Raw genomic sequence first — 26,170 nt, forward strand, 5'->3', positions numbered from 1 at the left:
TTATACTTGTCTGCGGCCCTGGTTACTCTCTATCCATTTTTTTACGCGATTTGCGTCGCCAATACGGGTGTTTTTGCCCCAGGAGTTCAGCAGAACAATCACAACGGGTTGGCCTGAAATTTTTGCTTGCATCACCAAACAGCGGCCCGCATCACTGAGATAGCCGGTTTTAGAAACACCGATATCCCAACCTTGATTGCGTACCAGACTATTGGAATTGACATACTGTAAATGAGCACGCTTATTGCCTGGCGATACAGAATGCTGTGATGTAGTTGAAAATTCACGGATAGCGGCATAATTATTTGAGGCGGAAACCAGTTTTGCTAGGTCACGTGCTGTCGCTACATTGCTGCTATTCAAACCGGTAGAGTCGACAAAGCGACTGTTGGTCATGCCAATTTTCTTAGCCTTTAGATTCATGGCATGTACGAACGCTTTCGCGCCACCGGGATAGGTACGAGCCAGCGCTGCTGCGGCGCGATTTTCCGATGACATCAGTGCTAAACGTAATAATTCATTGCGAGGATAGCTGCTGCCAACGGGCAATCGAGAAGATGAGTGCTTCAGTTTGTCGACATCTGCATTCGTAATCGTGATTTTCTCATTCGGGGACAAACGCGCATCAAGTGTGACCATGGCGGTCATTAGTTTAGTGATAGAAGCAATAGGCATTACCTTGTCTGCATTCTTATCATAAATGACATGCTCATTTTGAGCATTAAAAACCAGCGCAGCTTGAGACTTAATATCTAGGTTGTTTTTCTGTGCTTGGGTGTTACTGGTAAAAAAAAATATGACGCAAAATAATAAAAATACCTGTTTCATTCTTTCTTCTCTCCAATTGACCGAAATTGCAAATCATTTTTAATCTACTTAAATATTTTCGTTATGAGCGAGGAAAGTGTCAGTTAAGAGTATTTAATCTATGTGTGATTATTTTTAGTATTTCAAATAAATAATCTTAACTTGCCGGTATTTAATTTTTTAAATTAAAAATAATTCAAAAGAAACAGATTGCATACCTGAATATTATTTGGTGCGTATTGTACTATATCTTTGTAACTATTTTTATATAGCTAAATAATAATTCTTTATTTGTATAAAGTTAAAGAGTCTTTCTAAGATTTAGTATCAGGAGACTATAAGTAATATACTAATAATAAATGGTAATTTATTATTTCCTGCCGGTTGCGGTGATGCAACATAAAGATTGCTACAGCATTCAAAACAGAAAATACTATGCCGGCGTGAGGGAGATGACGCTATGAAAAGGTTTTTAACATTCTAAAGGCTAGAGAATCATTCAGCTTATTTCTCAAGAAAAATGGAGCAAGCGCTCCATTCTTTAGATTTATTCTTTGGGTTCACAGCAGAAAAATAGGCCAAGCCGATAGCATCGAAATATTTACTTCTACTACTCAATTCATTAAAACCAACTTTGAGCGGAAGAAGAAAATAGCCTTAACCTACCTCACTTGACCTATCAATCCACTTGCGTGTAATTACTATTATTTGCCAAAATTAGGTTGTTTAATCTTAGCTGGGCAAGTAACCATTTCACCGTCAACACGATCTTTGATTTTATCGCCGGCTTTTTTTCCGTCACATGCCATTTGATTCAAAATATCCTGTGCAGCCATTGGAGGCAGTGCGGATTCTTTGTTTCCACTGGCCATAGTGGCAGAAGAACCCAATAAAAAGACTAAACCGATTGCAGCGATAAGAAATTTATTCATTTTTAACTCCTATATTAATATTATGAAGGAAGCCAATTCTACTATACCTGACTTTCCAACCATGAATTTATCACAATCATAATTGTCATGGCCATTTCTTTTTTTAAATTTGTAATTTAATTGAAGCGAATTATTGCATTATTTACGACGGATCTGTTTAGTTTAGACAATACAACGAAATAAAGCCTGAGTTTCTTTTATATTGCTAGAGAACTAGATCAACAACGCTGCAGCAATACGCCGTCCTTCTTCAACCAGAATATTATAAGTACGGCAGCAGGCTTTTGTATCCATTACTTCGATTCCAATTCCCATTTTGGTTAACTGGCTTAAAACGGATTGACTAGGGAATTTATGTGTAATGCCTGTGCCGAGAATTATAATCTCTGGCTTATAGGGTATCAGCATTTCGAAATGCCGAACTTCCAGTTGTGAAACTGCCAATGCTGACCAGTCTTCGATTAAGCGGTCGGGCATAACGATCAGGTTCTTTTCGTAACGAATCTGATTAATCGAAATGTATCCGTCCCCATAGCCGGTGAAAATATATTGATGAGCAAAACTTGCAGGATGTAATTTCAATGCTTTGTCCCATATTATTCAGAATTAGATATGGTAATTATGCAGTATTCAAATCAAAATACAATCTGCATTATTCAAGTATTGATTGATGGGTGATCTGAATCGGCTAGTTTATTTTGGTTTTGTAGCAATCAATTGTTGAATTGAAAGTAAAATTTTAATTTCCTCCATACTTTGACTTAGCATCAATAGGATTTTCTGTTTCAGATCTACTCCACAAACAATTATCATTACTCTCACGAGAAATATTTTCTAATATCATCAGGTGTTGTACGTATTCCTCAGCCGTTGCTTCAATGATTCTTATGTTGACATTTTCCAATTTGCTCAGAGCCAGCTGAATCGGTTCAACATATTCCAATTCGATAAGTAAACTTTCTTGCCCGCGCGTCATAGCCAGATAAACTTCAGCTAATAATTCTGCATCCAGCAATGCACCATGCAGCGTGCGTTTTGAATTGTCTATATTGTAACGTTCACACAATGCATCTAGGTTATTCCGTTTACCGGGATGAAATTCCTTCGCTAATTTCAATGTATCGGTTATCGAAAAACAGTAGTTATCCAGTTTTTCTAAATTGACCAAACCTAATTCATGATTGAGAAACCCGACATCGAAGGGTGCATTATGGATAATAAGCTCGGCATCACTAATAAAATTCAATAATTCTTTGGATATTTCATGGAATCTCGGCTTATCTTTAAGAAATTCTGTCGTTAGACCATGTACTTGCAAGGCTCCTTCATCACTCGCCCGTTCGGGATTAAGGTAATGGTGAAAATGATTACCAGTGAATTGCCTGTTACATAACTCAACTGCCGCTATTTCTACAATACGATGCCCAAGTTTATGTTCCAACCCCGTTGTTTCGGTATCCAACACAATTTGACGCATATTAAAGTCTCTAACTAGTCTGTAATTTTTCGGAAGCAATCATTTCGACTCCACGGTTAGCCAGTTGATCAGCTCGCTCATTGTCAACATGACCCGAGTGACCGCGCACCCAACACCACTCTATCTCATGTTGTTGCGCTAAGGAATCAAGCAATCTCCAAAGATCCTCATTTTTAACAGGCTTTCTACCCAATGTACGCCAGCTCCGCATTTTCCACGAATCCAACCATTGACTGATGCCTTTCTGAACATATTGCGAATCCGTATGCAAATGTACTTTACAAGGGCGTTTTAAAGATTCTAAAGCGCGTATCGCAGCGAGCAATTCCATACGATTATTGGTAGTTAATCTTTCTCCACCAAAAATTTCACGTTCATGACCGGCGTATCTCAGCAAAGCTCCCCAGCCTCCAACGCCAGGATTTCCTTTGCACGCACCATCCGTATAAATCTCAACAACTTTTGAATCTGCCATCATCATCTTATCGCTGATTTAAATCATCGATCTGATTCAGGTTGTTTGGTGGTCGCTCATCGTTAGAGATTTCTTTAATTTTTTGGGTAGCCGGGACCATTCTTTTCTTGGCATCAAGACAATTTTTCCAGCCAGGTTTGATAATCCGCATACCGTGCATATGCTTAATCGCATGCAAGAAATACACCCCCCCTGAGATTGGCCACCAGCGATCCCCTGCTGCTTCCATAAAACCAAATCTCCGGCGCCATCTTTCTTGCTTAAATGGCGGTGCGTAACAACTTAATCGGCCACTCGCCATCTCGAAATCAAGTAATTTCAACCAATCCTTAAGTCTTGATAACCCAATAAAACTTCCATTCCAGGGAAACTCATGACGTGTTGATTTTAAATAATGACAGGCTCCCCATAAGCTTAAGGGATTAAAACCTGATATAACAATATGGCCCTCAGGAATTAATATTCGGTGTACTTCACGTAGAATTTGATGGGGATTGGTATTAAACTCAAGAATATGTGGCAAAATCACAAGATCCATACTATTACTTTGAATCGGAAGATAATCAGCAGCAGCACGCAAGGAAACCTGACTCTCAAGTCCCACAGAGAAATGCAAAGGCATTCTATTCAGACGTAAAAAATTAAATTGAGGCCAGCCTATCTGCACAGCATTATAGCCAAAAATATTTACAACCACTTGATCAAAATAACGTTGCTCGTGTTCTATCAAATATTGACCGAGAGATGAATCAAACCATTGTTGAACATTTTGCTCAGATATCATTATCTAATTATTCTCACCTGAATTTATAGCTTACTTTCTCAATCGCTTATAGATCAGGAACGATTTATCCATGAATCTTTTTGCAGGTAACCACTTGTTCTGTATGTATATAGAAAACACACAGAATTATGAATAATTCGCTCCGAAGCAATAGGCACATCAACTTCATAAAATATAACACATGGAAATTGCATGCTGAACGTTCATCCGATTCACGCTTTTAGCGATAATTATATCTGGGTAATTCACAATCAGACTCATGCTGCTGTGATTGATCCCGGTATCGCATCTCCTGTTATTGAGTATCTTCAGTCTAAAAAATTGCAATTAAGTGCAATTCTAATTACCCACCATCATCATGATCATACCGGGGGTAATGCTGAGTTGCTTCAATCATTCGATGTTCCCGTATACGGACCTCACAATGAATCAATTGCAACAGTATCACACCCCTTACGTGAGGGAGATCAAGTCAATCTAAAAGAAATGTCGCTTAATCTCGCGGTATTAGACACCCCCGGACACACTCATGGACATGTCGCCTATTATGGGTCCAATCCATTCAATATGGTATTTTGCGGTGATACACTTTTTGCTTGTGGCTGTGGACGAGTATTTGAAGGAACAGCACACCAAATGTATCAATCGTTACAAAAACTCTCTCAACTACCTAGCGATACATTAATTTTCTGTACCCATGAATACACTTTAGGAAATATTCAGTTTGCAAGAACTGTCGACCCGGAGAATGCAAGGCTCATCGATTTTGAAATTTCGGCACTGGAATTACGCAGCCGTAACGTTCCAACCATCCCTACAACGCTTACTCTAGAAAGAAAGATTAATCCTTTTATACGTTGTGAGCAACAGGAGATTATTAATAGCGCACAAAATTATTCTGGAAAATCACTTCCAGACCCTACAGAGGTTTTCACAGTATTACGTGAATGGAAGAATAACTTCTGAAAGAAAGTTCGAAATAAACTTGAAGTAAATTTTGTTGATATTTGGGACAGGAGGCTGCAAAGGAAATTTTCTGAGTCAATAGCGACAAAAACTCTTTGTGTGTGCGGCAAGCAATTCGGCGCACTCAGATTGATAATTAGTACGCCAAATTGCCCGATTTCAGAAAGCTTACTACTGGCAAATTAAGCCATTAACCATCTATTTTTTACTTGGTTTAGCAGCACGTAACACTGGGTAATATTGGGTAAAGACCATATCTTGCGCAGCATTTGCTTTGTGACAAGCTGCGCATGCGTCATCAGCTTGGAGTATGCCTTGTTTAGCATCATAAGATTCAAAACCAAAAAATGCCCAATTTCCAGGCTTATCAGTAAAACGTTTGGAATCTTTCACCATCGCAGCAATCCCGTTAAATTCACCTGGGAAATATCCATTCCCACTGGCGGCTTCTTTTGAACCCACGCTAGTTAATTCTTTAACGATAACAGTCCCATCACGGAATTCACCTGTTTTTTTCCAATGATTCCAACTCGTTGGATCGATGTACACATTATGAAACTCAGGAAATGCAGGTTTTCCATCATTCATATCTTTTGGTGTAACGGGTGCTCCTACAAAAATCCATTCGCGGTAATCTTTTGGAGTAAGCAACAAATTGTCTTTAGTGAAATGGCCAAAATTATGATCTTTGCCATGTGCATGATGTGCGTCGGAAGCAATTACGGGGCTTGCCAGAACAATGGATAACAGTACTGGTGCAATACCACCTAATAACGTTTTTTTAAACTGTAACATAAAATAAGCCCTTAAAATAGTTAAAGAAATGCAAAGAAAACAGTAATATCATCTGTTGTCCTCTTCTTTATAGTAGTCAGACATATTACCTTCGTCAAGCGATAATCATCTCTTTGTGAAAGCAGCAATTGTAGCAATTAAATTATCCGCGTTTCTAGGCAATAAATTGCCATCATGATTTATGCGTATCATGATGGCAGAGATTAAGACAATGCCTTGAATACTCTTTCTTTGTGACGTGATGTGGTGCAAGTCATACAATTAACCTACACCACTGGTGGTTCCTTTGCTCGTTTTGAATGCAATCCCTATCAACTGATAGTTATCAACACGCCAAGTCCACGAACTTGTAGTTGAAAAAATACCTCGTTCAGGAGCGACGACTCAATGGCAGGATCAAGCTTATATTCAGAATCTTAGAATCCTATACCAACATAGCCACCGGCTGTCAGACCGTCAACATTAACACCGTCTTTCTTTCCACCAGTCACATGGTAACGTGCATCAAGACCTACATAAAAGTCTTTCCATATTCTATAATCGACACCACCACCAAATACCACCCCTGGGATAACCCAAGGTCTGAGGCGAGAGCCTTCCATGAATTTGATTTTCGGCGCTGCTGAGATAGATAACTGGCTTACTATTATATTCTGAGGATTTAATGCACCACCAACCAATTGCGTGGGCACATTGGCAAGTGCATTGCCTTGCACGTGAGAGCCGAATTGTTTGTATTCGAACATTAATTCAGCAAAAACATTGGTCTTTGGCGCAAGCCCCCAAGCATCTTTGGTTAGATTAAAGTCAAAGCCTGCGCCAACATACCATGCATTCTTATCAGGTTGCTCCTGAGCTCCGGCTGAAACTACGGTACTTTGGAAAGTCATTCCATTGCGATGTTGCGAACTGTGCGGAAAAATACCATATGACAATGCCATGGCCGAGACCATCAATGGTTTGTACAAGACCGAAGTCATACGGCATCGCGGTCCTTGGCGCAGTATCGAAGAAGTGGAATTTGCTACATTGGAATGGGTGGATTGGTTCAACAATCGAAGACTGCTGGATGCAATCGGATATGTCCCACCGGCAGAATTTGAAAAGGCGTAATATCGCCAACAGGGAGAGTCAGCTGGTGCAGCTTGACTCAAGAAAATATGTCTCCGGAAAATCCGGGGCGATTCATTAACAACCGGCCCAGTTTTGCGGTACCACTTCAGAGATTCAAAGTACGATAACCCATAAGAACGTTTTTTGATGAGTATTAAAGATGGGATAAATTTCTTTATAAATATTAAATCAATATTTATAAAATTTTCTTAATAAATTCTAACTTCCCGTAACACAGGAAAGACCAATCGCAATAAAAAATATTAACTTAATCGCAAAGTTACATGCCTCATATTATTGAAATATTTTCAAGATTAAATCTAAACTTTCATGATCGTCTGTCGTAAAAACAACAGCAAGATAAAAACCATACAAGAAAATTGATTATCAAATCATAAATTAAAGCAATCCTGGTAATACAAAAAAATATAGTTTATACGGAGAAAAGAATGGCTGACAAAAATATGAAAATCTTGGTAGTGGATGATTTCTCTACTATGCGTAGAATCGTTCGCAACCTTCTAAAAGAACTTGGTTTTGTCAATGTCGATGAAGCTGAAGATGGCGCAGTTGCACTTCGTAAGCTGCAAGATGGTAATTTTGACTTTATTGTATCGGATTGGAATATGCCCAATATGGACGGATTAACCATGCTTCAGAATATACGCGCCAATGAAGCATTGAAAAAGATTCCCGTACTCATGGTAACTGCCGAAGCAAAAAGAGAGAATATCGTAGCTGCAGCTCAAGCTGGAGCAAGTGGCTATATCGTAAAGCCTTTCACCGCAGCGACACTTGAAGAGAAATTAAATAAAATTATCCAGAATATGGAAAGTAAAGCATCTGTTTAAATGTACATGATCTCTTCTCATTACAAACTACCGAATCCAAGATGAATACAAAACGTTTTATGAAAACAAAAGCTGATGATACTTCTCCAGAAACAATCAATTCAAAATCTAAAAAATCTATACAATTAGCTGATACATCACCCACACCCTCTATGCAAGCGATTGATGAAAATAAATTAATAACAACTGATAAGAAAGTTATTGATCAGATCGGGCAAATGACCCGAAATTTACACGACAGTTTACGTGAACTGGGGTATGACAAACGCCTGGAATTGTTTGCAGCTGAAGCACCCGAAGCACAAGATAAGCTATCCTATATTGCCACCAAAACTGAACAAGCGGCTGAGCGCACGCTTAATGCTACCGAGATTGCAATGCCGATCCAAGAAAAACTCTCTGCAGGTGCAATTAATTTATCTGAACAATGGAAACAAGCTCTTGAGATGCATCAATCTAATCCGGATACAGAAAAATTCAAAACATTACTAATCGATACACTTCAGTACCTCGATAAGGTTCCGGAACAAACAAATGCAACGAATACGCAATTGCTAGAAATCATGATGGCACAAGACTTTCAAGATCTGACAGGCCAGGTAATCAAAAAGGTTACGCACATGGTACAGAGTCTAGAGAAGGATCTCCTTGATTTATTACTTGCAAATGTGCCCTCCAAGAAAAACATTGCTGTAGATGAAGGACTTCTCAATGGACCGGTCACTAACCCAGAGAAAAGAACCGATGTTGTATGCGACCAAGACCAGGTTGATGACTTGCTTGCGAGCCTTGGGTTTTAAGTTGTGCACCACTTCGATTAGTTTCATTCAAGAACAGTATCCTCTTGCTAGAGTTTTGCCGACGATGTCGCGCAAAACTCTAGGGCCTGTTGACATTTCACATGGATAACCACAAATATCCACAAGCCATGGCAACCATACTTTCGTAATTTCTCTTCTCGGTGCCAGCACCTTTGTGCCGATGTCACATATCTCATCAGCAATCAGATACCCGCCTTGCTCCTGGATATGGAGCATGAACTGGTTGTGCATACTGTCATCACCGGCAGTCAGGCTTTGTTGGACACATTGAACGGTTTTGTACATCTGATTAAACAGTTTCCGAAAGAAGCACTGTTTGTTGTCTGGTTAAATCCCTACTGGGGAGAAATCAGCATGAATAGCAAACAGTTTGAGGAAATGAAAGCTTATGTGGATAACAAAGCGCGAGTATCCGCCATTATCCGAATTCCACACTACAAGCCTGAGACTTTTGGCAAGGATTTAAGTGAAATCCTGCAATCAAAATTTACCTTTGATGAAGCGCTTAAAAATAGTGTTTTGCCGGTGATGGTACGTCAACGATTAACGATTATCCGCAGGCAGCTCTTCGCCAACATTGAAAATGTAGCTGCGGTTTTAACATGAGCAATGACAAATTAGATGCACTCATTGAAAGAATAGCGACAGAGCACGGCATTGTTCTGTCACAGGATGATCCGGTATTGATGATGCACACCTTAAACGAAGTATTGCTGGAACAAAATAAAGAAGCCCATGCTGAGTTGTTAAGTAAGACTAAGTCATAAATCATGGTGAAGAAATGGCGGAATTAATCAAAATCTCCTGTTATAAGATATTTTTTATCCTTACTGCGCTCTGGCAGATTGTTTGCTAATTTACGATCAACTTGTTCCTTCGTGTAAGCCCCTTTATTGACAAGCCATTCTGCAATTTTTGCCGGATTGTACTTGCCATTAGTTTCTCGAATGTCCTTCAATCCGTTGCGTTTAGCTCTATTAAAGAATTCCTTCCACCTTAATTCAGTAACTCTATCAAACAGAAGTGTTATTGCTTTTTTGTGCATTGGATCAAACAAGGTATGTATTTCTGGCTCTAATTGCTTTGATTCTCGTGTATTAATATTTGCTACCACTAATTCTTCAAGCTTTAAAGAATTATGCTCCTTGTTCTTTGCTTCAAATCTCTCTAATAATTCACATAATGCGTTTTTAGACATCCTTAGATTCTCAAGTTCGGCTTTAATACCTGGTTCAAATTTATACAAATTATCCTTATACCGTACAATTTGTATCAATCCTTCGCCACCCAAGAAACGTAAAAGATCAATATTAAATGGAAGCTCGACTATTTCATTTTCTTTCATCCATTTCGGCACATCATCCCGATCTGTATTTATTTGCGCATGCAGGAATATTCCAAAATCCAGACTAGCTTGTATTACTTCGCGCTCATTCCATTTTCTACCAGTATTGCTCGAAAGATAATTCACACTCTCGGTTAATGTATTCCAAGCTAATAGCATATTACGCGCCCCCAAAAATCTTATCATTCATGGATTGAACAACGCGGGCGGTATGCCCTTCGCTTAGGTGCGCGTAACGCTTCACCATTTGCAAAGTCTTATGCCCCAGCACTTCGGCAATTTCGGCTAGGCTTGCGCCATTCATAGCCAAGTAGCTTGCAGCACTATGACGTAAATCATGGAATTTGAAATCTTGAAGCTCTGCTTTTTTAACCGCGGTCTCCCATGGCGTGCGTAAATCCATAGGCTTCTGTGGCTTTTGTGGTGCGTTTTCCTTAGCTGGAAAAAGTAAATTGCTATCAATCCGGCGTACTTTGGAAAGTTCTTTTAGTAGTTCTAAAGCATGGCCAGTAATCGCCACGGCGCGGCGTTCGCCGTTTTTGGTTTCATGTAGTATTGCGCGGCCTTGGTTTAAATCTACTACGTCCCAAGTCAAGCCCATGATTTCGCCTTGACGCATTCCGGTAGACAATGCCAACACAACAACGGTATATAAATAAGGGTTGCTTGATTCTTTGCAGACTTTTAATAAGCGTATACGTTCTTCATCGGACAAGAAACGAACGCGCCCGCGTGATTCTTTTGGCTTAGTTACTTTACGCATTGGGCTATCTTCTAACCAGCCCCATTCTTTTACAGCGATAGTGAAAGCATGAGATAGTGCGGCTATATATCGCACTACGCTTGCAGGTGAGCGGGGTTTATTGCGTACAGTGATTTCACGGCCTAGTTTATCTCTGCATTCTGCCAATAGTGAGGGTGTTACATCAGCAAGGGCATAGCTTCCTATTTCAGCTTTCCACCATGTTAATTGTTGCGCTTGGTCTTTTGCACTCTTTTTGGCTGGCAATACGTCCCGGCAATATCGATCTATCAAATCGGCCAGGGTATGGCGTTTAGCTTCCGTTGTTTTGAAGTGACGGCCTTCACGAATAGCTGATTCTGTTTGCTGCGCCCATTTCTTGGCATCGGTCAGGCGCTCAAATGTCGCAGATTGGGAAGGAAATCCTTTTAATCTTATTTTTACCCGATAACTGTTTTTCCCATCATTGGAAACACGTTTTTCAATATTTGCCATATTTTCCTCTTCAAGTGATTAATCACTGTAAGTAGATTACAACATAGGGCAATAAATTACAACATCTGATATACATTCATAAGAATATTAGATATACATTCTTGATATACATCAAGTTAATTTTGATTATTTCATTAACGGGGCATTTATGGGTCAGTTAAAAATAAAATAGGGTACTTTTGTGGTTTTTGTGGTGGGTTTCGCAAGAAAGATAAAAATAAAAATTGGGCACCAGTATTGCACTTTGTTATTTATAAGTGCCCCACTGCTGCCCCAATATTTGATACTACTAGGATATTCTTTTGCTAACTTATTGTTTTTATGGTGCCGACACCAAGAATCGAACTCGGGACCTTCTGATTACAAATCAGCTGCTCTACCATCTGAGCTATGTCGGCAACTTAATATGACCAAACCAAATGCTAAAGTCATTTGATTATGCGAAGATTGGATCTGAGTGATTTTTTTGTTTGATAAGTTAAAGAATTTTGGATCGTACTATTCTGTTGTTCGTTATCTGGCGTTCTTTGATTCTCCACTTCTTTATTATCAGAGGAGAATGCTATTCCTTGATTTACTTCTTTCGCAAAAATTCCCTTAACCGCGGCAAGCGGTATTTCCAGCTTTCTTGATACACCATTGAATCGTGCAATAAAGCTAATAGAATCATTATTAATTATAAGCTCATGCACGGCCTTTGCACTTATATTAAAAACTATCTCGCCATTATTTATATACTCTATTGGAATATCTAAATCCAGATAGGTTTTTACAGATACATATGGTGTAAAACTACTGTCAATGCACCAATCATAAATTGAGCGAATTAAATAGGGTTTCGTTGAATTAGTGCTCATTTCCGCATTATCTTTTCTGAAGCTGATAAGGCGTCAATAAACAACGGCCGACTAAACAATCTTTCCGAATACTTTAGTAACGGTGCCGCTTGTTTAGGGAGGCGAATTCCAAAATGTTCCAGTCGCCATAGCAGAGGCGCTATCGCAACATCAAGCATTGAAAATTCATCACCAAGCATAAATCTCTGTTTTTCAAAGATTGGAGATATAATCGTCAGATTATCTGCTATCACAGTACGAGCTTTATCAATTGCTTTTTGATCTGAACCATCAAACGTATCGATATAACAAAATAATTCTTGTTCAAAACGGAACAATAATAAGCGTGCACGAGCTCGCATTACGGGATCTGCTGGCATTAATTGCGGGTGTGGAAAACGATCATCGATATATTCATTAATGATATTTGATTCATATAACACAAGATCGCGTTCCACAAGTACCGGCGCTTTTCCATAGGGACTCATTACAGCTAAGTCTTCTGATTTATTATTTGGATCGACGTCAATTACCTGAAAATCCATATCCTTCTCGTGCAGAACAATCCGGCAACGATGGCTGTATGGGCATGTAATTGTTGAATATAGTGTCATCATAACTTCTATTCCCAGACTTCGTTACAATATATTCAGCAAGTTTGATGTCAATGAATATCTTTCCAATACTCTCTTTTTAGCGCATAGGATAAAATCAGCATACCTAAAAGAAAAGCCATGACTGTCAGCCCTAATTCCTTACGGGCATTTGCGTGAGGCTCACCTAAATAAACCAGATAGTTAACCAAATCACCGACAAAGCTATCAAACTCTGCCTTAGTCATTTCACCTTGTTTATCAAGTACCAGGGCTTTTTGCTCACCTTTATCACTTGTTTTAACAATCAATTTCTGCTCACCCTGCAATTGATAAAAAATATGCGGCATCGCTGCACGATCAAAAACAAGATTGTTCCATCCAGTCGCAGTGGAGTCGTCACGATAAAAAGCCCGTAGATAAGTATATAACCAATCTGCTCCTCGCGAGCGAGCTATTACTGATAAGTCAGGTGGCGCAACACCAAACCATACCTCACCTTCTTTCTTCCGCATTGCAGATTCCATCAGACCGCCGACTTTCTGACCTGTAAATACCAGCTTGGCAAGTATTTCTTCATTAGTGAATCCAATATCACGGTGACGGTTATAGCGCATATAGCTTGCGCCATGACAAGTTAGGCAATAGTTAACAAAACTCTCTGCACCACGTTGTAACGAATCATTGTCCGTTGTACTGACTGGAGCACTATCTAACACCATACCAGACTCAGCAGCGAACAATCCACTAAATGGAGCCATGTATAAGATAAATATAACAATTGTTATTTTCTTCATTTTTTTTACTCTTTTACTCTTTTGGGCTCAGGTTTCGTTTTATCTATCTTGCTATACCACGGCATTAAAATAAAGAAAGCAAAATAGATGACTGTAAAGATTTGCGCTAATAAAGTATATAAAGGAGTCGGAGATTTTGTTCCGAGCCAACCCAATACGAAAAAGCTAATCACAAAAAGCGTTAAGGCTGTCTTGAAATATTTACCTTTATAGCGTATCGATTTAACTGGACTTCTATCTAGCCAAGGTAAGAAAGCAAAGATAACCACAGAAGCAGCCATCAATATCACACCCCACAACTTTGCATCTACCCATAGAAAATTGACAGTCACTGCCCTAAGCATGGAGTAATAAGGTGTAAAATACCATACCGGCGCTATATGATCTGGCGTTTGCAATGTGTTTGCAGGTATAAAATTATTGTATTCTAAGAAATACCCGCCCATTTCCGGAGCAAAGAAGACAATTCCACAAAATACCATTAAAAACACCACAACACCGACTATATCCTTTACAGAGTAATAAGGATGAAATGGTATTCCATCGACAGGAACACCCGTTTTTGGGTTTTTATTTGCTTTTATTTCAATGCCATCTGGATTATTTGATCCAACTTCATGCAACGCTAGAATATGTGCGAACACTAGAACTAACATTATCAAAGGCAATGTTACAACGTGATACGCAAAGAAACGATTCAGCGCAACATCCGAAAGTGTAAAATCACCCAGCACCCATTGCTGGAGAGATTCTCCAATAGTTGGAATTGCTCCAAACATACTCACAATCACTTGTGCACCCCAGTAAGACATTTGTCCCCAAGGTAAGATATATCCAGTAAAAGCTAAACTCATCAACACAAGGAATATTGCCATACCAACTAGCCACAAGAGCTCCCGTGGTTTCTGGTAAGAACCGTACATCATTCCGCGAAACATATGCAGATAAACCACGACAAAAAACATGGAAGCACCTGTTGAATGCATATAGCGAATTAACCAACCATAATCCACATCACGCATGATATATTCAACAGAAGCAAATGCCATACCGGCATCCGGCTTATAATTCATAGTGAGGAAAATTCCGGTAAGTATCTGGTTAACCAGAACCAACAAGGCTAATGAGCCAAAAAAATACCAGAAATTAAAGTTCTTAGGGGCATAATATTCGGAAAGATGTGCTTTCCAATTTGACGTTAATGGAAATCGTTTATCGATCCATTCAATTATCTTATTCATTTACACAGATCCCTCGCTTGTAGCTCCAATTAAAAGACGGCTATCGCTCAAATATACATGAGGAGGAACAACCATATTAGTTGGAGCCGGTACACTTTTATACACGCGGCCAGCCAAATCAAATTTTGATCCATGACAAGGACAGAAAAATCCGCCTAACCAATCTGGACCCAAATCCGCAGGAGCAATCTCCTTCCTAAATACAGGAGAACACCCTAAGTGTGTGCACACACCTTCAGTAACGAGAATTTCCGGTTTGATTGATCGCGTACGATTTTGAGCATATTCCGGTTGCTGCGGTTTTTCTGAATTCGGGTCGGCTAGCTCATCTTCTACTTTCACAAGCGTCTCAAGCATTTCCGGAGTACGGTTTAAAACCCATACGACTTTTCCGCGCCATTCGACCATCAGAAGCATGCCAGGCTCAAGCTTTGATATATCAACCTCTACTGGCGCCCCAGCCGCTTTAGCCCTTTCACTAGGCATCATACTCATCACAAAGGGGGTTGCAATTGCAACTCCCGCAATACCGCCTGCTACGGATGTTACTGCGACCAAGAATTTTCTTCTGCCGCTCATTTGATCAGGGATGCTAAAACTATCAGCCATATTCGACTATTCCATCAGTTATATTTTCATGTAAGGCTATCGATAAAAAGGAAAATTTACCTACTTCCCACCACTTTCACGAGCAAATTTACAAACTATAAACTACAAAAGCGCGCAGTATACCATAACCATATTAAGGATTATAGAGGACTTAAAAGTATTTCAATGGAGCAGGACCAACAAAACACACACATAACAGATTGCTTTATTGAGTAATTATTTAACCTTTCCATGGCACTGCTTATATTTTTTACCGGAACCACAAGGACACAATTGGTTGCGGCCAACTTTTTCGTTTTGGCGTACAAAAGGTTGCACTTTCTCATCTTGAGCTCTCTCGTACTCAGTTTCCTCGACCAGGGATTCCTCATAGGAATCATGATGAAATTGTATATTTTCTGGTGATCTTAGCGATTCCGACACGGCTTCTACCTGCTGCTCATTCTTAATTTGCACAGTTAAAAGTATTTTCGAAACCTCGTGCTTGATCTCTTCGAGCATATTGGTAAAAAGCTCAAAAGCTTCACGTTTATATTCTTGCTTTGGATTCTTCTGCGCATAACCACGCAAGTGTATACCTTGGCGCAAATGATCCAATGCCGCCAGATGTTCCCGCCAATGCGAATCCAAACTTTGCAACATTACAGCACGCTCATAATGGTGCATTGGCTCAGCACCCACCGTTTCCACTTTTGCTTGATATTGCTCATTAGCAAGCTCAACAATACGCTCATACAAATTTTCTTCATGTAACTCTGGCTCTTTCTCGAGCCATTCCTGCAAAGGAAAATGTAACTGATATTCCGCTGCAAGCGCTTTTTCCAAACCCAGCACATCCCATTGCTCTTCAACACTTTGGGGGGAAATATATAAGCTGAACAAATTACTTAAAACATTCTCACGTATTGCCGTGATTGTTTCTGATATACCATGATCTTCTTCTAATAATCCATTGCGCTGTTGATAAATCACATTACGCTGATCATTAGCCACATCATCGAACTCCAGTAGTTGTTTGCGCATATCAAAATTTCTCGCTTCTACTTTACGCTGAGCATTTTCAATAGCACGAGTAACCCACGGATGTTCAATAGCTTCTCCCTCGGGCATTTTGAGACGTGTCATGATGTTGGCAACACGATCTGACGCAAATATACGTAGCAAAGGATCCTCAAGCGAAAGATAAAAACGACTGGACCCTGGATCCCCTTGCCTGCCTGAACGCCCACGCAACTGATTATCCACGCGGCGAGACTCATGTCGCTCAGTACCAATAATGTGCAAACCACCTTTACTCAAAACATCTTCATGAGCTACCTTCCACCTCGCATAAGCTTCATTGATATATTTTTCTTTTTCCTCTTCACTTAATTTCTCATCATGCCGTATCCGTTCTATTTCCGGCTCCGGATTACCACCCAACACAATATCCGTACCACGACCTGCCATATTCGTTGCTATGGTAATCATTTTAGGCCGACCAGCTTGCACAACAATACCTGCTTCACTCGCATGCTGTTTGGCATTCAAAACCTGATGCGGCAGTTTTTCCCGTTCCAGTAGCTTGGACAACAACTCATTATTCTCAATGGATGTTGTACCCACCAGAACTGGTTGTCCATGCTCATAACATTCCTTGATTCCTTGAATAATTGCTTCATTTTTTTCTTTTGTTGTACGAAATACCTGATCCATACGATCATCACGAATCATCGGACGATGCGTCGGAATGATAACCGTCTCCAACCCATAGATTTGCTGGAACTCAGCAGCCTCGGTATCGGCAGTACCGGTCATACCGGATAATTTCTGATACATGCGAAAATAATTCTGGAAAGTTATTGAAGCCAGCGTCTGATTCTCTTTCTGAATTGCAACACCTTCTTTCGCTTCCACAGCCTGATGCAACCCATCAGACCAGCGGCGACCAGCCATCAGACGTCCAGTAAACTCATCGACGATAATTACTTCACCATTCTGCACGACATAATTTTGATCGAGAAAATATAAGTTATGTGCACGTAAGCCCGCATTCAGATGATGAATTAAATTGATATTAGCTGGATCATAAAGACTGCTGCCTGACTTTAGTAAACCAGCTGTTGCCAGCAGTCGCTCGGAATGTTCAAAACCAGCTTCGCTAAGCGTAACCTGGTGAGTTTTTTCATCCACACTATAATCGCCTGGACTTTCTTCTGTTTCCTGGCGCGTCAGCTTAGGAATCAGGACATTAATACGCACATATATTTCTGTATCGCCTTCTGCCTGCCCCGAAATAATTAATGGCGTGCGCGCTTCATCAATCAAGATGGAATCCACTTCATCCACAATTGCAAAATTGAGCAAACGTTGCACACGCTCATACTCATGCGTCACCATATTGTCACGCAAATAATCAAAGCCATATTCGTTGTTAGTGCCATAAGTAATATCTGCAGCATAAGCAGCCTGCTTATCACTATGCGGCATTTGTGCATAAATCACACCCACGCTCATTCCGAGAAACTGATAGATCTTCCCCATCCAATCCGCATCACGCTTTGCCAAATAATCATTCACAGTGACGATATGCACACCCTTACCCGCCAGCGCATTCAGATATGCGGGTAAAGTTGCCATGAGGGTTTTACCCTCACCAGTACGCATCTCAGAAATCTTGCCCTCATGCAATACCATGCCGCCAATGAGCTGCACATCAAAATGGCGCATTTCCAGAACCCGCTTACCAACTTCACGCACCACGGCAAATGCTTCTGGTAATAACACATCCAAAGATTCCCCATTATGAATGCGTTTCTTGAATTCATCTGTTTTTGTACGTAATTCAGTATCCGATAAACCCGCGATGGCTGATTCCAGCTCGTTAATAATACGCACGGCTTGAAAATATTGCTTAACCATCCGGTCATTACGACTACCAAAAATCTTCTTAAGTAGATTACTTAGCATAATGTCTCTAGAAATTCTATTTAAACAATTAGTTTAAAAAACAAAGGGTGAGATTTTACCTCACCCACAGAAATACTTTAATGAATTATCAACTAAATTTAAAACATTTATAGGGTGAACTAAAATCTCTTGGCATAAAAAGAAACTCACCGCCGAAGGCTACTCAATATTTAAGATGTGCAACGATGAACTGAAGATTACTCAACAATAAAGATTCATGCACGAATAATCAGCATTTCCTTAAATTCGGTTTAGCTATTTTTTTTCAGAAACTTGGATGGATTAAGCGGTTTGTCTCTATGTCTAATCTCGAAATGCAGATGCGCGCCTGTAGAGCGCCCGGTATTGCCCACTTCAGCTATCTTCTGCCCCTGCAATACGACTTGTCCCAGTTCTACCAAACGTTTCGACGCGTGTGCATAACGACTCACCAAATTATCTCCATGATCAATCTCAATCATATTACCATATTCCGGATGTCGATCTGAAAAGACCACCACGCCACCGGCTGCTGCTTTTATCGGCGTGCCTATCTCAGCAGAAAAATCCACGCCTTCGTGAAACGCTCTCTTTCCCGTAAATGGATCAATTCGGTATCCATAGCCAGAAGAATACCAATCTGTTTCAACTGGCATTTCAGAGGGCAGAACATATTTTGTTAATCGGTCATGCCGCAATAAAGAGTCTAATGCACCCAGTTTATCTGTCCTTTCATCCAACATATCCGATAATTCCTGGAGCTTATGATTAAATTCAGTAAACGTTAATTCTTCAGACGAATGATCAGTCCGTGCGCCACCTTGCCCCGGCACTGCATTAAATAAGAAATCTCGCGACTTGATACCGGAAGATTCTGCCAAACGCTCACCCAGTGCGTCTAAACTTAATAATTGCGCCTGCATTTGGCCCAACTTAATGGCCATTATATTTAAATTATCTTGCAAATGGGTTTGAATTTTTTGATGTCTTTCCTCTTGAGGATTGACTAATACCGCTCTTAAAACTGGCGTATCGATCCGATCAGCGTAGCGCAGTGAAACAAAGTTTAAACTCAGTGCTAAAGTTACGATAACAAATAGAAAAGCACTTATTAATAATGTAATGTGTAGCCTAGTTAATGTTATCTTTCTCGCTCGTTCTGATTTATCAGAAATAAAAATAATATTCATATTTTTTATTCATTGGATATTTTTTAAATAACCACATGACCTCTTATAAAGTTAATTCTTATCTTAATCTTCTGGGCAAGACACCTGAATATGAAAACTTATTCTCTTTAGCTCATCGATTATATGCAGATCAATTAATCTTCTCCAAACTTGTTCCCGTGCAACTAGCGCAGCATTGCACCCTGAGTCGAACATCGAATGGCAAGCTGACAATAATGGCTGAAAATGGTGCTATTGCTTCAAAACTAAAGCAAATTTCACCTTCGATGTTGCTCAAGCTACAGGAACTAGGATGGGAAGTTACTTCAATTCAAATTTTGGTGCAAGCACATAACTTTGGGAAAAACACCGAAACACTCGCAGATAAAGGATATACCAAGGAAAAATTAAAATTGAGTCAGACCGGAAAAGATTGTTTAAGTCAATTAGCCACCACACTGCCTGATTCCGAGCTAAAAAACACTATCCAATCATTTATAAAAAAACACAAAAACGATTAAATCTCATCACTTCCTCTTTTTAAATAACCGCAGCACTCTGAAGTCCTGTCAGCAGTTCCAGCCGGTTCCTTGAAATAAGCTGGCACTATTTTTGGCAACAATTGTCTACTGCTTTTTATCTTTAGCAAGCGTCTCGTATATAATGCAGAATTGTTGATCAGGTTTATACATTACAAAAAACTTTTATGAATTGTATGTCAAAACCTTTAATTTTCCGATGATGGCTCAATCTCTCCCGATACAGTCCTGCTCTAATTGCCCTACCGTAATGATAAAAGCAATCTTATGAATGTTTTTTACGAAGAAACTGGAACCTTTAAGGTAGGCACGATACTGGCTGACAACAATACCTCGTTACAAATAGAGGCTGTGCATGGCAAACGTTCAAAGATTAAAGCAACGTCAGTGCTATTTCGATTTGATGCGCCGCCGTTATCCGAATTCATGAATCATGTGCAAAAAATAGCCGATGAATTGGATCCGGATTTTCTCTGGGAATGCTGCACACAGGATACAGAGTTTTCCAGCGATACCCTGGCAGCCGATTACTTTGGCCATACACCCAGCCCGATTGAAGCTGCTGCCACTTTGCTCCTGCTGCAGAACGCGCCGATGTATTTCTATAAAAAAGGGCATGGACGCTACAAAGCTGCGCCACCGGATGCACTTAAAGCGGCTTTAGCTGGTCAGGAAAAAAAACGCCTGCAAGCAGCGCAGCAAGCCTGTTATGTGGAACAATTAAATCAGTTTTTGCTACCAGAGGAATTTAAACCGCGTACACCTAATTTACTCTACAAACCCGATAAAAACTCGGTTGAGTGGAAAGCACTCGAAACAGTCTGTACAGAAAAAAAACTCACCGTTGTGAAATTGATGGAAAAGTGTGGCGCCATTCCATCCTCACACGATTACCATTTCAATCAATTTATCTGGGAATATTTTCCTGAAGGCATCGACTTTGGTGAACTCGAGTCGCATCAAGCATCTAACGATTTTTCCGATTTACCCATCGCAGATGTGACTGCATTCAGTATCGACGATGCCTCAACAACAGAAATTGATGATGCTTTTTCTGTCACACCCTTAGCATTTGGCAGTTTCCGCATCGGTATCCATATTGCGGCGCCAGCGCTGGGAATCGTTCCCGAGTCAACACTCGATAAAGCCGCTTCATCGCGCCTATCGACGGTTTATCTGCCCGGAAACAAAATCACCATGCTGCCGGATGTCACCATCAATCACTTCACATTAGCAGAAAACCGGTTGTGCCCTGTGCTTTCCTTATATCTTGATGTATCGGATGATTTTACCGTCAAAAGCACAGAAAGCCGGATTGAGAAAATAAAAATTGCAGCAAATTTACGTCACAATTCACTCGAACCGTATTTCAATGAAGCCACATTAAGCAAAGGCGATTTTGAACACACCTTTAGCAAGGAATTGAGCCTGCTGTGGAAATTTTCCTGCAAGATGGAAAATCAACGCGGCAAAGCAAGTGATACGAATAATGACAAAATTGATTATAGTTTTGAAATCAACAATGACCACATCACAATCAGCGAACGCCGGCGCGGATCACCCATTGATAAAGTCGTGTCTGAGCTGATGATTTATGTCAATACGGAGTGGGGAAAACAATTGACCGACGCGGGCATTACCGGCATCTTCCGCAGTCAAGCCAATGGCAAGGTCAAGATGAGCACATCTCCAGCCCCTCACCAAGGACTAGGTGTCTCGCAATACGCATGGAGCAGCTCCCCCATGCGACGTTATGTTGATCTGATTAATCAGCGGCAACTCATTGCCATGCTGCGCGCTAAGCCACCACACTATACCAAAGAGAGCACTAGTCTTTTAATCGCGATGCGAGACTTTGAAACAGCCTATGGGATTTATAGCGAATTCCAGCGTGCGATGGAACGTTATTGGTGTTTACGCTGGTTACTACAGGAAAAAATTCAAATCATTAACGCACAGGTCATTAAAGAAAATTTAGTGAAATTTGATCATATTCCATTCGTCACACGAGTACCTTCGCTACCTGAAATGGCGCCTAATACTTACGTCAAACTTAAATTATCTGAGGTAGATCTGCTTGAGCGTAACTTGCACGCAGAATTCCTGCAAAAACAGGATGCATAAGCTATTCTCCAAATTTATGATGAATCTGTTTCCTAAAATAATATAATTGCATGAGCTAGGAGTCTGTCGGACTTAATTTTCAAGGTTTAACCCTTTGGCTGTTACTATTCAAATACACAAAACCATACCAGCAACGCTGGGCGGTTATCTATCTTCCCCAACCAATCGCATGGTTGCAGCGATGGTTGCTTCCATGTTACTGCATGTCATCATTCTTTTGGGAGTGACTTTTCAGTTCCCGCAACCGAAATTCGACAAAATTGCGTCATCCCTGGAAGTTGTTCTGGTTAACAACAAGACACTGACCAAACCGAAAGAAACCGAATTGCTTGCGCAAGATAATCTGGACGGTGGTGGCAATACGGACGCCGATCGACGGGCAAAAACACCCTTTCCGGTACTGCCTAAAAGCAAGCCAGTGACCAATAACAACGTAGCGCAACAAAAAGTTAAGCAACTGGAACAGGAAGCCAAGAAGCTGATGGCTGCGGTCAGCGATATCCCGCAAATCGAACAACCCAGCGAACACAAGAACGAAGCCGAAAGCAAACAAGTCACAACAGATCCGGCTGAGTTATTGCTCCGTAGTCTTGATATCGTCCGTCTCCGAGCGCAAATTGATCAAGATCATGATAGCTATCAAAAGCGCCCGAAACGCAAATTTGTCGGCGCGCGCACCAAAGAATACCGATTTGCACGCTATGTCGAGGATTGGCGCATGAAAGTCGAGCGCATCGGCAATTTGAATTACCCCGAAGCCGCCAGAAAAGATAAACTCTATGGCAACTTACAGCTTACCGTCAGTATCCGGTCGGATGGCAGCGTGGAGTCGATTGAAATCAATCGCTCATCCGGAGAGAAAATCCTGGATGATGCCGCCATCAATATTGTAAAACTTGCCGGACAAAATGGATTTTCCCCTTTTCCACCGGATATCAGTCAGGATACGGATATCCTGCATATTACCCGCACCTGGGTCTTTGCCGCTTCGGATATGCTGCTGAGTCAATAGTTATTCATGGGCAACCGGAAACGGTTCTTAATTCCAACTTAACCAAGTACTTCTCCGTCCATGCTCGATTCTTATGCCGTGATTGGCAACCCCATTTCACATAGCAAATCACCCCTGATCCACAAAACCTTTGCGCAACAAACAGAACAATCCATGCAGTATGACGCACTGCTGGCGCCACTGGATGGTTTCGAGGCAACTGTAGAAAACTTCCGCCAGCACGGCGGCAAAGGCATGAATGTTACTGTGCCATTCAAGCTCGAAGCTTACCGGCTGGCCACCCGTTTAACGGAACGGGCAACCATCGCGCAGGCGGTCAATACACTTAAATTCGAAAACGATAAAATTCTCGGTGATAACACCGATGGCGCGGGATTAGTCCGTGACATCGAATGCAATCTGGGAATTCCCATCGCAGAAAAACGTATATTACTGCTAGGTGCTGGCGGCGCCGCACGGGGCGTCATCCTGCCGCTGCTGCAACAAAACCCCTCGCTGCTGGCAATTGCTAACCGCACTCCCGCAAAAGCAGCGGCACTGCAGGAACAGTTTAGTGCTTATGGCAATAGCGTCGCGGTCGATTTTATGCATTTTGCCGATGGGCACTTTGACATCATCATCAATGCCACTTCCGCCAGCCTGCACGATGCGCTACCCGAATTACCCGCCGGTGTTTTTGCGCAGGCTATCCTCGCCTACGATATGATGTATCGCCAGGAGCCCACGCGCTTTCTCAAATTCGCACAACAAAATGGCACGCACCAGATAGCCGACGGTATCGGCATGCTGGTGGAACAAGCGGCAGAATCTTTCTTTTTATGGCGCGGCATCCGGCCCCAGACAAAACCGGTGATTGCCATGCTGAAATCTCACATCTGAATATATTTTGCACGGGCAGATGCTTCTCCAATTAAAAGCAATTCTGTAGAAATTCCATCAAACTACTTGAAGCAGTCTCTGAATAACCCGCCTTTGTCATTCCGAACGTAGTGAGGAATCTTTGGGAATTTACAGTATAGATTTCTCGCTATGCTCGAAATGACAGTTATTCAGACACTCCCTAAATGATTTCTCCATTCATCGGATAATTTAATGGTATTGGTATCGTACTGAGGGTTATACTTTCCGGTCATCAAACTGCAAACTGTTCAGCGTATAAACGCGCTGGACTTACTCACTAATACAAACTGCCTTGCAAGCGACAATCCGTTATGACCGAAAACGACACCAACGACCCGGAAAATTCACCAACCCCCCAACAACAGGCAACTTACCTGCTGCGCAAATACAAACTGGTCGAAGGATTGGTGAATTTGCAGGATGCGCCGGAAGAATCGCTGGCTGAATCCACGGTACAAAAACAAAATCTGTCCGAGTTGCAGGCCTTTTTGGATCAGCTCCATCCCGCTGACATCGCGCTGATCCTCGAAGCGCTGCCGCTGGAAGACCGGTTGTTAATCTGGAGCATGGTCAAATCGGACCGGGACGGAGAAGTCTTGCTGGAAACTTCCGATGCCGTGCGTGCCACACTGATCACCGACATGCACAATCAGGAATTGGTCGCGGCGACGGAATATCTGGATGCCGACGAGATCGCCGATCTTGCGCCCGATTTGCCGCAGGAAGTGATGGATGATGTTTTCCGCTCGCTCCCCGTGGAAGAGCGCGAACAACTGCGTTCCGCCATGTCGTACCCGGAGGATTCCGTCGGTGCCTTAATGGATTTCGATGTCATCACGATTCGTGAAGATATCCGGCTGGAAGTGGTTTTGCGTTATTTACGCATGTGGGACGAAATGCCGGATCATACCGACCAACTCTTCGTGGTCGACAGAGATGAACAGTTAAAAGGCGTATTACTGATTAACCGCTTGCTGGTCAGCGATCCGGATACCTTGGTTGCCGATGTCATGACCAACGAAATAATCAAATTGCAACCGGATGATGTCGCGCAACAAGCCGCCAATGCGTTCGAGCGTTACGATCTGGTTTCCGCTTCCGTGGTGGATGAAAACGAAAAACTGCTGGGCCGCGTCACCGTCAACACCGTCATCGATTTCATCCGCGACAAAGCCGAAAACGAGGCATTGAACCTGGCCGGTTTGAGCGAAGAGGAAGATCTTTTTGCGCCGATCTTAAAGAGCGTTAAAAACCGCTGGGTCTGGCTGGCCGTCAACCTGGTCACCGCTTTCATCGCTTCCCGCGTCATCGGCCTGTTTGAAGACTCCATCGAGAAACTGGTCGCACTCGCCGCGCTGATGCCGATTATCGCCGGCATTGGCGGCAACTCAGGCAATCAAACCATCACCATGATCGTGCGCGCGCTAGCGCTGGATCAAATCAGCACCAGCAGCGCCTGGAAATTAATCACCAAAGAAGTCGGCGTCAGTATCGTCAACGGCCTGCTCTGGGGAACCATCGTCGGCCTGTTTACCTTCGCCATTTACCAGAACGCCGAACTCGGTCTGGTCATGACCTTGGCGCTGGTGCTGAATCTGCTGCTGGCAGCGCTGCTCGGTGTGCTGATCCCGCTGACCCTACGCAAATTCGGCCGCGACCCAGCCATCGGCTCCAGCGTGATGATTACTGCGGTCACAGATAGTGGCGGATTCTTTATTTTTCTGAGTCTGGCTACTATCTTTTTGCTGTAAGCTGGCAGTGATGACGTATTTGCTGAAACAATTTGTCTGATTACGATAAACTTTAATAAGTTTTAACA

General features: G+C 41.6%; 27 protein-coding genes, 1 tRNA gene and 1 pseudogene. 11 read left to right on the plus strand and 18 right to left on the minus strand.

What is annotated here, in order from left to right; all coding sequences use genetic code 11:
- From pbpG to ACH10T_RS02010, 6 genes are all read right to left on the minus strand, one after another.
- Complete coding sequence (gene pbpG / locus ACH10T_RS01985; RefSeq protein WP_394807665.1) at positions 1–828, minus strand: D-alanyl-D-alanine endopeptidase; 828 nt, start codon at positions 826–828, stop codon at positions 1–3.
- Positions 829–1,511: 683 nt separating this feature from the next.
- The gene (locus ACH10T_RS01990) at positions 1,512–1,739 is read right to left on the minus strand and encodes a hypothetical protein (protein WP_292995997.1); all 228 of its coding nucleotides are present in this window, start codon (positions 1,737–1,739) and stop codon (positions 1,512–1,514) included.
- A gap of 213 nt (positions 1,740–1,952) precedes the next feature.
- Positions 1,953–2,321 carry an Mth938-like domain-containing protein gene (locus ACH10T_RS01995; RefSeq protein ID WP_394807666.1) on the minus strand — a complete coding sequence of 123 codons (369 nt, stop codon included), beginning with the start codon at positions 2,319–2,321 and terminating at the stop codon, positions 1,953–1,955.
- Between the two features lie 157 nt (positions 2,322–2,478).
- Complete coding sequence (dnaQ, locus tag ACH10T_RS02000; protein ID WP_394807699.1) at positions 2,479–3,216, minus strand: DNA polymerase III subunit epsilon; 738 nt, start codon at positions 3,214–3,216, stop codon at positions 2,479–2,481.
- Positions 3,217–3,226: 10 nt separating this feature from the next.
- Positions 3,227–3,691: a ribonuclease HI gene (rnhA, locus tag ACH10T_RS02005; RefSeq protein WP_394807667.1), complete on the minus strand. Its 465-nt coding sequence runs from the start codon at positions 3,689–3,691 to the stop codon at positions 3,227–3,229.
- 7 nt (positions 3,692–3,698) lie between these two features.
- Entirely contained in the window at positions 3,699–4,475 is a 777-nt protein-coding gene (locus ACH10T_RS02010; protein WP_394807668.1) for a class I SAM-dependent methyltransferase, read from the minus strand.
- Positions 4,476–4,667: 192 nt separating this feature from the next.
- Between ACH10T_RS02010 and gloB the strand changes: the two genes are divergently transcribed.
- On the plus strand, positions 4,668–5,441 hold the full coding sequence (gloB, locus tag ACH10T_RS02015; RefSeq protein WP_394807669.1) for a hydroxyacylglutathione hydrolase: 774 nt from the start codon (positions 4,668–4,670) through the stop codon (positions 5,439–5,441).
- Positions 5,442–5,639: 198 nt separating this feature from the next.
- Here gloB and ACH10T_RS02020 read toward each other — a convergent pair whose 3' ends face one another.
- Both ACH10T_RS02020 and ACH10T_RS02025 read right to left on the minus strand, forming a co-directional pair.
- Positions 5,640–6,236 (minus strand): cytochrome P460 family protein, encoded by a 597-nt coding sequence (locus tag ACH10T_RS02020; protein ID WP_394807670.1) that lies wholly within the window; start codon positions 6,234–6,236, stop codon positions 5,640–5,642.
- A 416-nt stretch (positions 6,237–6,652) separates the two neighbouring features.
- Positions 6,653–7,177 carry a hypothetical protein gene (locus ACH10T_RS02025; protein ID WP_394807701.1) on the minus strand — a complete coding sequence of 175 codons (525 nt, stop codon included), beginning with the start codon at positions 7,175–7,177 and terminating at the stop codon, positions 6,653–6,655.
- Between ACH10T_RS02025 and ACH10T_RS02030 the strand changes: the two are divergent.
- From ACH10T_RS02030 to ACH10T_RS02050, 5 genes and pseudogenes are all read left to right on the plus strand, one after another.
- A pseudogene (locus ACH10T_RS02030) lies at positions 7,164–7,349 on the plus strand (integrase core domain-containing protein); the annotation flags it as partial. The gene ACH10T_RS02025 and the pseudogene ACH10T_RS02030 overlap by 14 nt on opposite strands.
- Positions 7,350–7,798: 449 nt before the next feature.
- Positions 7,799–8,200 (plus strand): chemotaxis response regulator CheY, encoded by a 402-nt coding sequence (gene cheY / locus ACH10T_RS02035; RefSeq protein WP_394807671.1) that lies wholly within the window; start codon positions 7,799–7,801, stop codon positions 8,198–8,200.
- Between the two features lie 59 nt (positions 8,201–8,259).
- Complete coding sequence (gene cheZ / locus ACH10T_RS02040; protein WP_394807672.1) at positions 8,260–9,000, plus strand: protein phosphatase CheZ; 741 nt, start codon at positions 8,260–8,262, stop codon at positions 8,998–9,000.
- A gap of 216 nt (positions 9,001–9,216) precedes the next feature.
- Positions 9,217–9,627, plus strand: coding sequence for a hypothetical protein (locus ACH10T_RS02045; RefSeq protein WP_394807673.1), 411 nt, complete (start codon positions 9,217–9,219; stop codon positions 9,625–9,627).
- On the plus strand, positions 9,624–9,788 hold the full coding sequence (locus ACH10T_RS02050) for a hypothetical protein (protein WP_394807674.1): 165 nt from the start codon (positions 9,624–9,626) through the stop codon (positions 9,786–9,788). Before ACH10T_RS02045 ends, ACH10T_RS02050 begins: the two co-directional genes overlap by 4 nt.
- Positions 9,789–9,811: 23 nt before the next feature.
- Here ACH10T_RS02050 and ACH10T_RS02055 read toward each other — a convergent pair whose 3' ends face one another.
- From ACH10T_RS02055 to ACH10T_RS02100, 10 genes are all read right to left on the minus strand, one after another.
- A complete protein-coding gene (locus ACH10T_RS02055) occupies positions 9,812–10,540 on the minus strand; it encodes a hypothetical protein (RefSeq protein ID WP_394807675.1) in 729 nt (242 codons plus the stop codon).
- Complete coding sequence (locus ACH10T_RS02060) at positions 10,527–11,603, minus strand: tyrosine-type recombinase/integrase (RefSeq protein WP_394807676.1); 1,077 nt, start codon at positions 11,601–11,603, stop codon at positions 10,527–10,529. Before ACH10T_RS02060 ends, ACH10T_RS02055 begins: the two co-directional genes overlap by 14 nt.
- Positions 11,604–11,925: 322 nt before the next feature.
- A tRNA-Thr gene (locus ACH10T_RS02065) sits at positions 11,926–12,001 on the minus strand.
- Between the two features lie 30 nt (positions 12,002–12,031).
- A complete protein-coding gene (locus ACH10T_RS02070) occupies positions 12,032–12,460 on the minus strand; it encodes a ClpXP protease specificity-enhancing factor (protein ID WP_394807677.1) in 429 nt (142 codons plus the stop codon).
- Entirely contained in the window at positions 12,457–13,056 is a 600-nt protein-coding gene (locus ACH10T_RS02075) for a glutathione S-transferase N-terminal domain-containing protein (protein ID WP_394807678.1), read from the minus strand. The genes ACH10T_RS02070 and ACH10T_RS02075 overlap by 4 nt, the downstream gene beginning before the upstream one ends.
- Before the next feature lie 47 nt (positions 13,057–13,103).
- The gene (locus tag ACH10T_RS02080) at positions 13,104–13,829 is read right to left on the minus strand and encodes a cytochrome c1 (protein WP_394807679.1); all 726 of its coding nucleotides are present in this window, start codon (positions 13,827–13,829) and stop codon (positions 13,104–13,106) included.
- 5 nt (positions 13,830–13,834) lie between these two features.
- Complete coding sequence (locus tag ACH10T_RS02085) at positions 13,835–15,070, minus strand: cytochrome bc complex cytochrome b subunit (protein ID WP_394807680.1); 1,236 nt, start codon at positions 15,068–15,070, stop codon at positions 13,835–13,837.
- Positions 15,071–15,679, minus strand: coding sequence for a ubiquinol-cytochrome c reductase iron-sulfur subunit (petA, locus tag ACH10T_RS02090; RefSeq protein ID WP_394807681.1), 609 nt, complete (start codon positions 15,677–15,679; stop codon positions 15,071–15,073).
- Between the two features lie 216 nt (positions 15,680–15,895).
- On the minus strand, positions 15,896–18,628 hold the full coding sequence (gene secA, locus ACH10T_RS02095; protein ID WP_394807682.1) for a preprotein translocase subunit SecA: 2,733 nt from the start codon (positions 18,626–18,628) through the stop codon (positions 15,896–15,898).
- 251 nt (positions 18,629–18,879) lie between these two features.
- Positions 18,880–19,797, minus strand: coding sequence for a M23 family metallopeptidase (locus tag ACH10T_RS02100; protein ID WP_394807683.1), 918 nt, complete (start codon positions 19,795–19,797; stop codon positions 18,880–18,882).
- Between the two features lie 35 nt (positions 19,798–19,832).
- Here ACH10T_RS02100 and ACH10T_RS02105 point away from each other — a divergent pair, with 35 nt between their 5' ends.
- The 5 genes from ACH10T_RS02105 (at position 19,833) to mgtE (ending at position 26,102) form a co-directional block, all read left to right on the plus strand.
- A complete protein-coding gene (locus tag ACH10T_RS02105; protein WP_394807684.1) occupies positions 19,833–20,297 on the plus strand; it encodes a DUF721 domain-containing protein in 465 nt (154 codons plus the stop codon).
- A gap of 285 nt (positions 20,298–20,582) precedes the next feature.
- The gene (locus tag ACH10T_RS02110; protein WP_394807685.1) at positions 20,583–22,439 is read left to right on the plus strand and encodes a ribonuclease catalytic domain-containing protein; all 1,857 of its coding nucleotides are present in this window, start codon (positions 20,583–20,585) and stop codon (positions 22,437–22,439) included.
- Positions 22,440–22,533: 94 nt separating this feature from the next.
- Positions 22,534–23,451 carry an energy transducer TonB gene (locus ACH10T_RS02115; RefSeq protein ID WP_394807686.1) on the plus strand — a complete coding sequence of 306 codons (918 nt, stop codon included), beginning with the start codon at positions 22,534–22,536 and terminating at the stop codon, positions 23,449–23,451.
- Positions 23,452–23,511: 60 nt separating this feature from the next.
- Complete coding sequence (gene aroE / locus ACH10T_RS02120) at positions 23,512–24,330, plus strand: shikimate dehydrogenase (RefSeq protein ID WP_394807687.1); 819 nt, start codon at positions 23,512–23,514, stop codon at positions 24,328–24,330.
- A 332-nt stretch (positions 24,331–24,662) separates the two neighbouring features.
- Positions 24,663–26,102 (plus strand): magnesium transporter, encoded by a 1,440-nt coding sequence (gene mgtE, locus ACH10T_RS02125; protein WP_394807688.1) that lies wholly within the window; start codon positions 24,663–24,665, stop codon positions 26,100–26,102.
- Positions 26,103–26,170: the final 68 nt, after the last annotated feature.

Source organism: Nitrosomonas sp., from assembly GCF_043753625.1.
Lineage (GTDB): Bacteria > Pseudomonadota > Gammaproteobacteria > Burkholderiales > Nitrosomonadaceae > Nitrosomonas.

Bases quoted from the DNA above. Each gene is read 5' to 3' on its own strand.
- pbpG (WP_394807665.1), bottom strand. From the start codon at position 828: ATGAAACAGGTATTTTTATTATTTTGCGTCATATTTTTTTTTACCAGT.
- ACH10T_RS01990 (WP_292995997.1), bottom strand. From the start codon at position 1,739: ATGAATAAATTTCTTATCGCTGCAATCGGTTTAGTCTTTTTATTGGGT.
- dnaQ (WP_394807699.1), bottom strand. From the start codon at position 3,216: ATGCGTCAAATTGTGTTGGATACCGAAACAACGGGGTTGGAACATAAA.
- rnhA (WP_394807667.1), bottom strand. From the start codon at position 3,691: ATGGCAGATTCAAAAGTTGTTGAGATTTATACGGATGGTGCGTGCAAA.
- ACH10T_RS02010 (WP_394807668.1), bottom strand. From the start codon at position 4,475: ATGATATCTGAGCAAAATGTTCAACAATGGTTTGATTCATCTCTCGGT.
- gloB (WP_394807669.1), top strand. From the start codon at position 4,668: ATGCTGAACGTTCATCCGATTCACGCTTTTAGCGATAATTATATCTGG.
- ACH10T_RS02020 (WP_394807670.1), bottom strand. From the start codon at position 6,236: ATGTTACAGTTTAAAAAAACGTTATTAGGTGGTATTGCACCAGTACTG.
- ACH10T_RS02025 (WP_394807701.1), bottom strand. From the start codon at position 7,177: ATGGCATTGTCATATGGTATTTTTCCGCACAGTTCGCAACATCGCAAT.
- cheY (WP_394807671.1), top strand. From the start codon at position 7,799: ATGGCTGACAAAAATATGAAAATCTTGGTAGTGGATGATTTCTCTACT.
- cheZ (WP_394807672.1), top strand. From the start codon at position 8,260: ATGAAAACAAAAGCTGATGATACTTCTCCAGAAACAATCAATTCAAAA.
- ACH10T_RS02050 (WP_394807674.1), top strand. From the start codon at position 9,624: ATGAGCAATGACAAATTAGATGCACTCATTGAAAGAATAGCGACAGAG.
- ACH10T_RS02060 (WP_394807676.1), bottom strand. From the start codon at position 11,603: ATGGCAAATATTGAAAAACGTGTTTCCAATGATGGGAAAAACAGTTAT.
- ACH10T_RS02070 (WP_394807677.1), bottom strand. From the start codon at position 12,460: ATGAGCACTAATTCAACGAAACCCTATTTAATTCGCTCAATTTATGAT.
- ACH10T_RS02075 (WP_394807678.1), bottom strand. From the start codon at position 13,056: ATGATGACACTATATTCAACAATTACATGCCCATACAGCCATCGTTGC.
- ACH10T_RS02080 (WP_394807679.1), bottom strand. From the start codon at position 13,829: ATGAAGAAAATAACAATTGTTATATTTATCTTATACATGGCTCCATTT.
- ACH10T_RS02085 (WP_394807680.1), bottom strand. From the start codon at position 15,070: ATGAATAAGATAATTGAATGGATCGATAAACGATTTCCATTAACGTCA.
- petA (WP_394807681.1), bottom strand. From the start codon at position 15,679: ATGGCTGATAGTTTTAGCATCCCTGATCAAATGAGCGGCAGAAGAAAA.
- secA (WP_394807682.1), bottom strand. From the start codon at position 18,628: ATGCTAAGTAATCTACTTAAGAAGATTTTTGGTAGTCGTAATGACCGG.
- ACH10T_RS02100 (WP_394807683.1), bottom strand. From the start codon at position 19,797: ATGAATATTATTTTTATTTCTGATAAATCAGAACGAGCGAGAAAGATA.
- ACH10T_RS02105 (WP_394807684.1), top strand. From the start codon at position 19,833: ATGACCTCTTATAAAGTTAATTCTTATCTTAATCTTCTGGGCAAGACA.
- ACH10T_RS02110 (WP_394807685.1), top strand. From the start codon at position 20,583: ATGAATGTTTTTTACGAAGAAACTGGAACCTTTAAGGTAGGCACGATA.
- aroE (WP_394807687.1), top strand. From the start codon at position 23,512: ATGCTCGATTCTTATGCCGTGATTGGCAACCCCATTTCACATAGCAAA.
- mgtE (WP_394807688.1), top strand. From the start codon at position 24,663: ATGACCGAAAACGACACCAACGACCCGGAAAATTCACCAACCCCCCAA.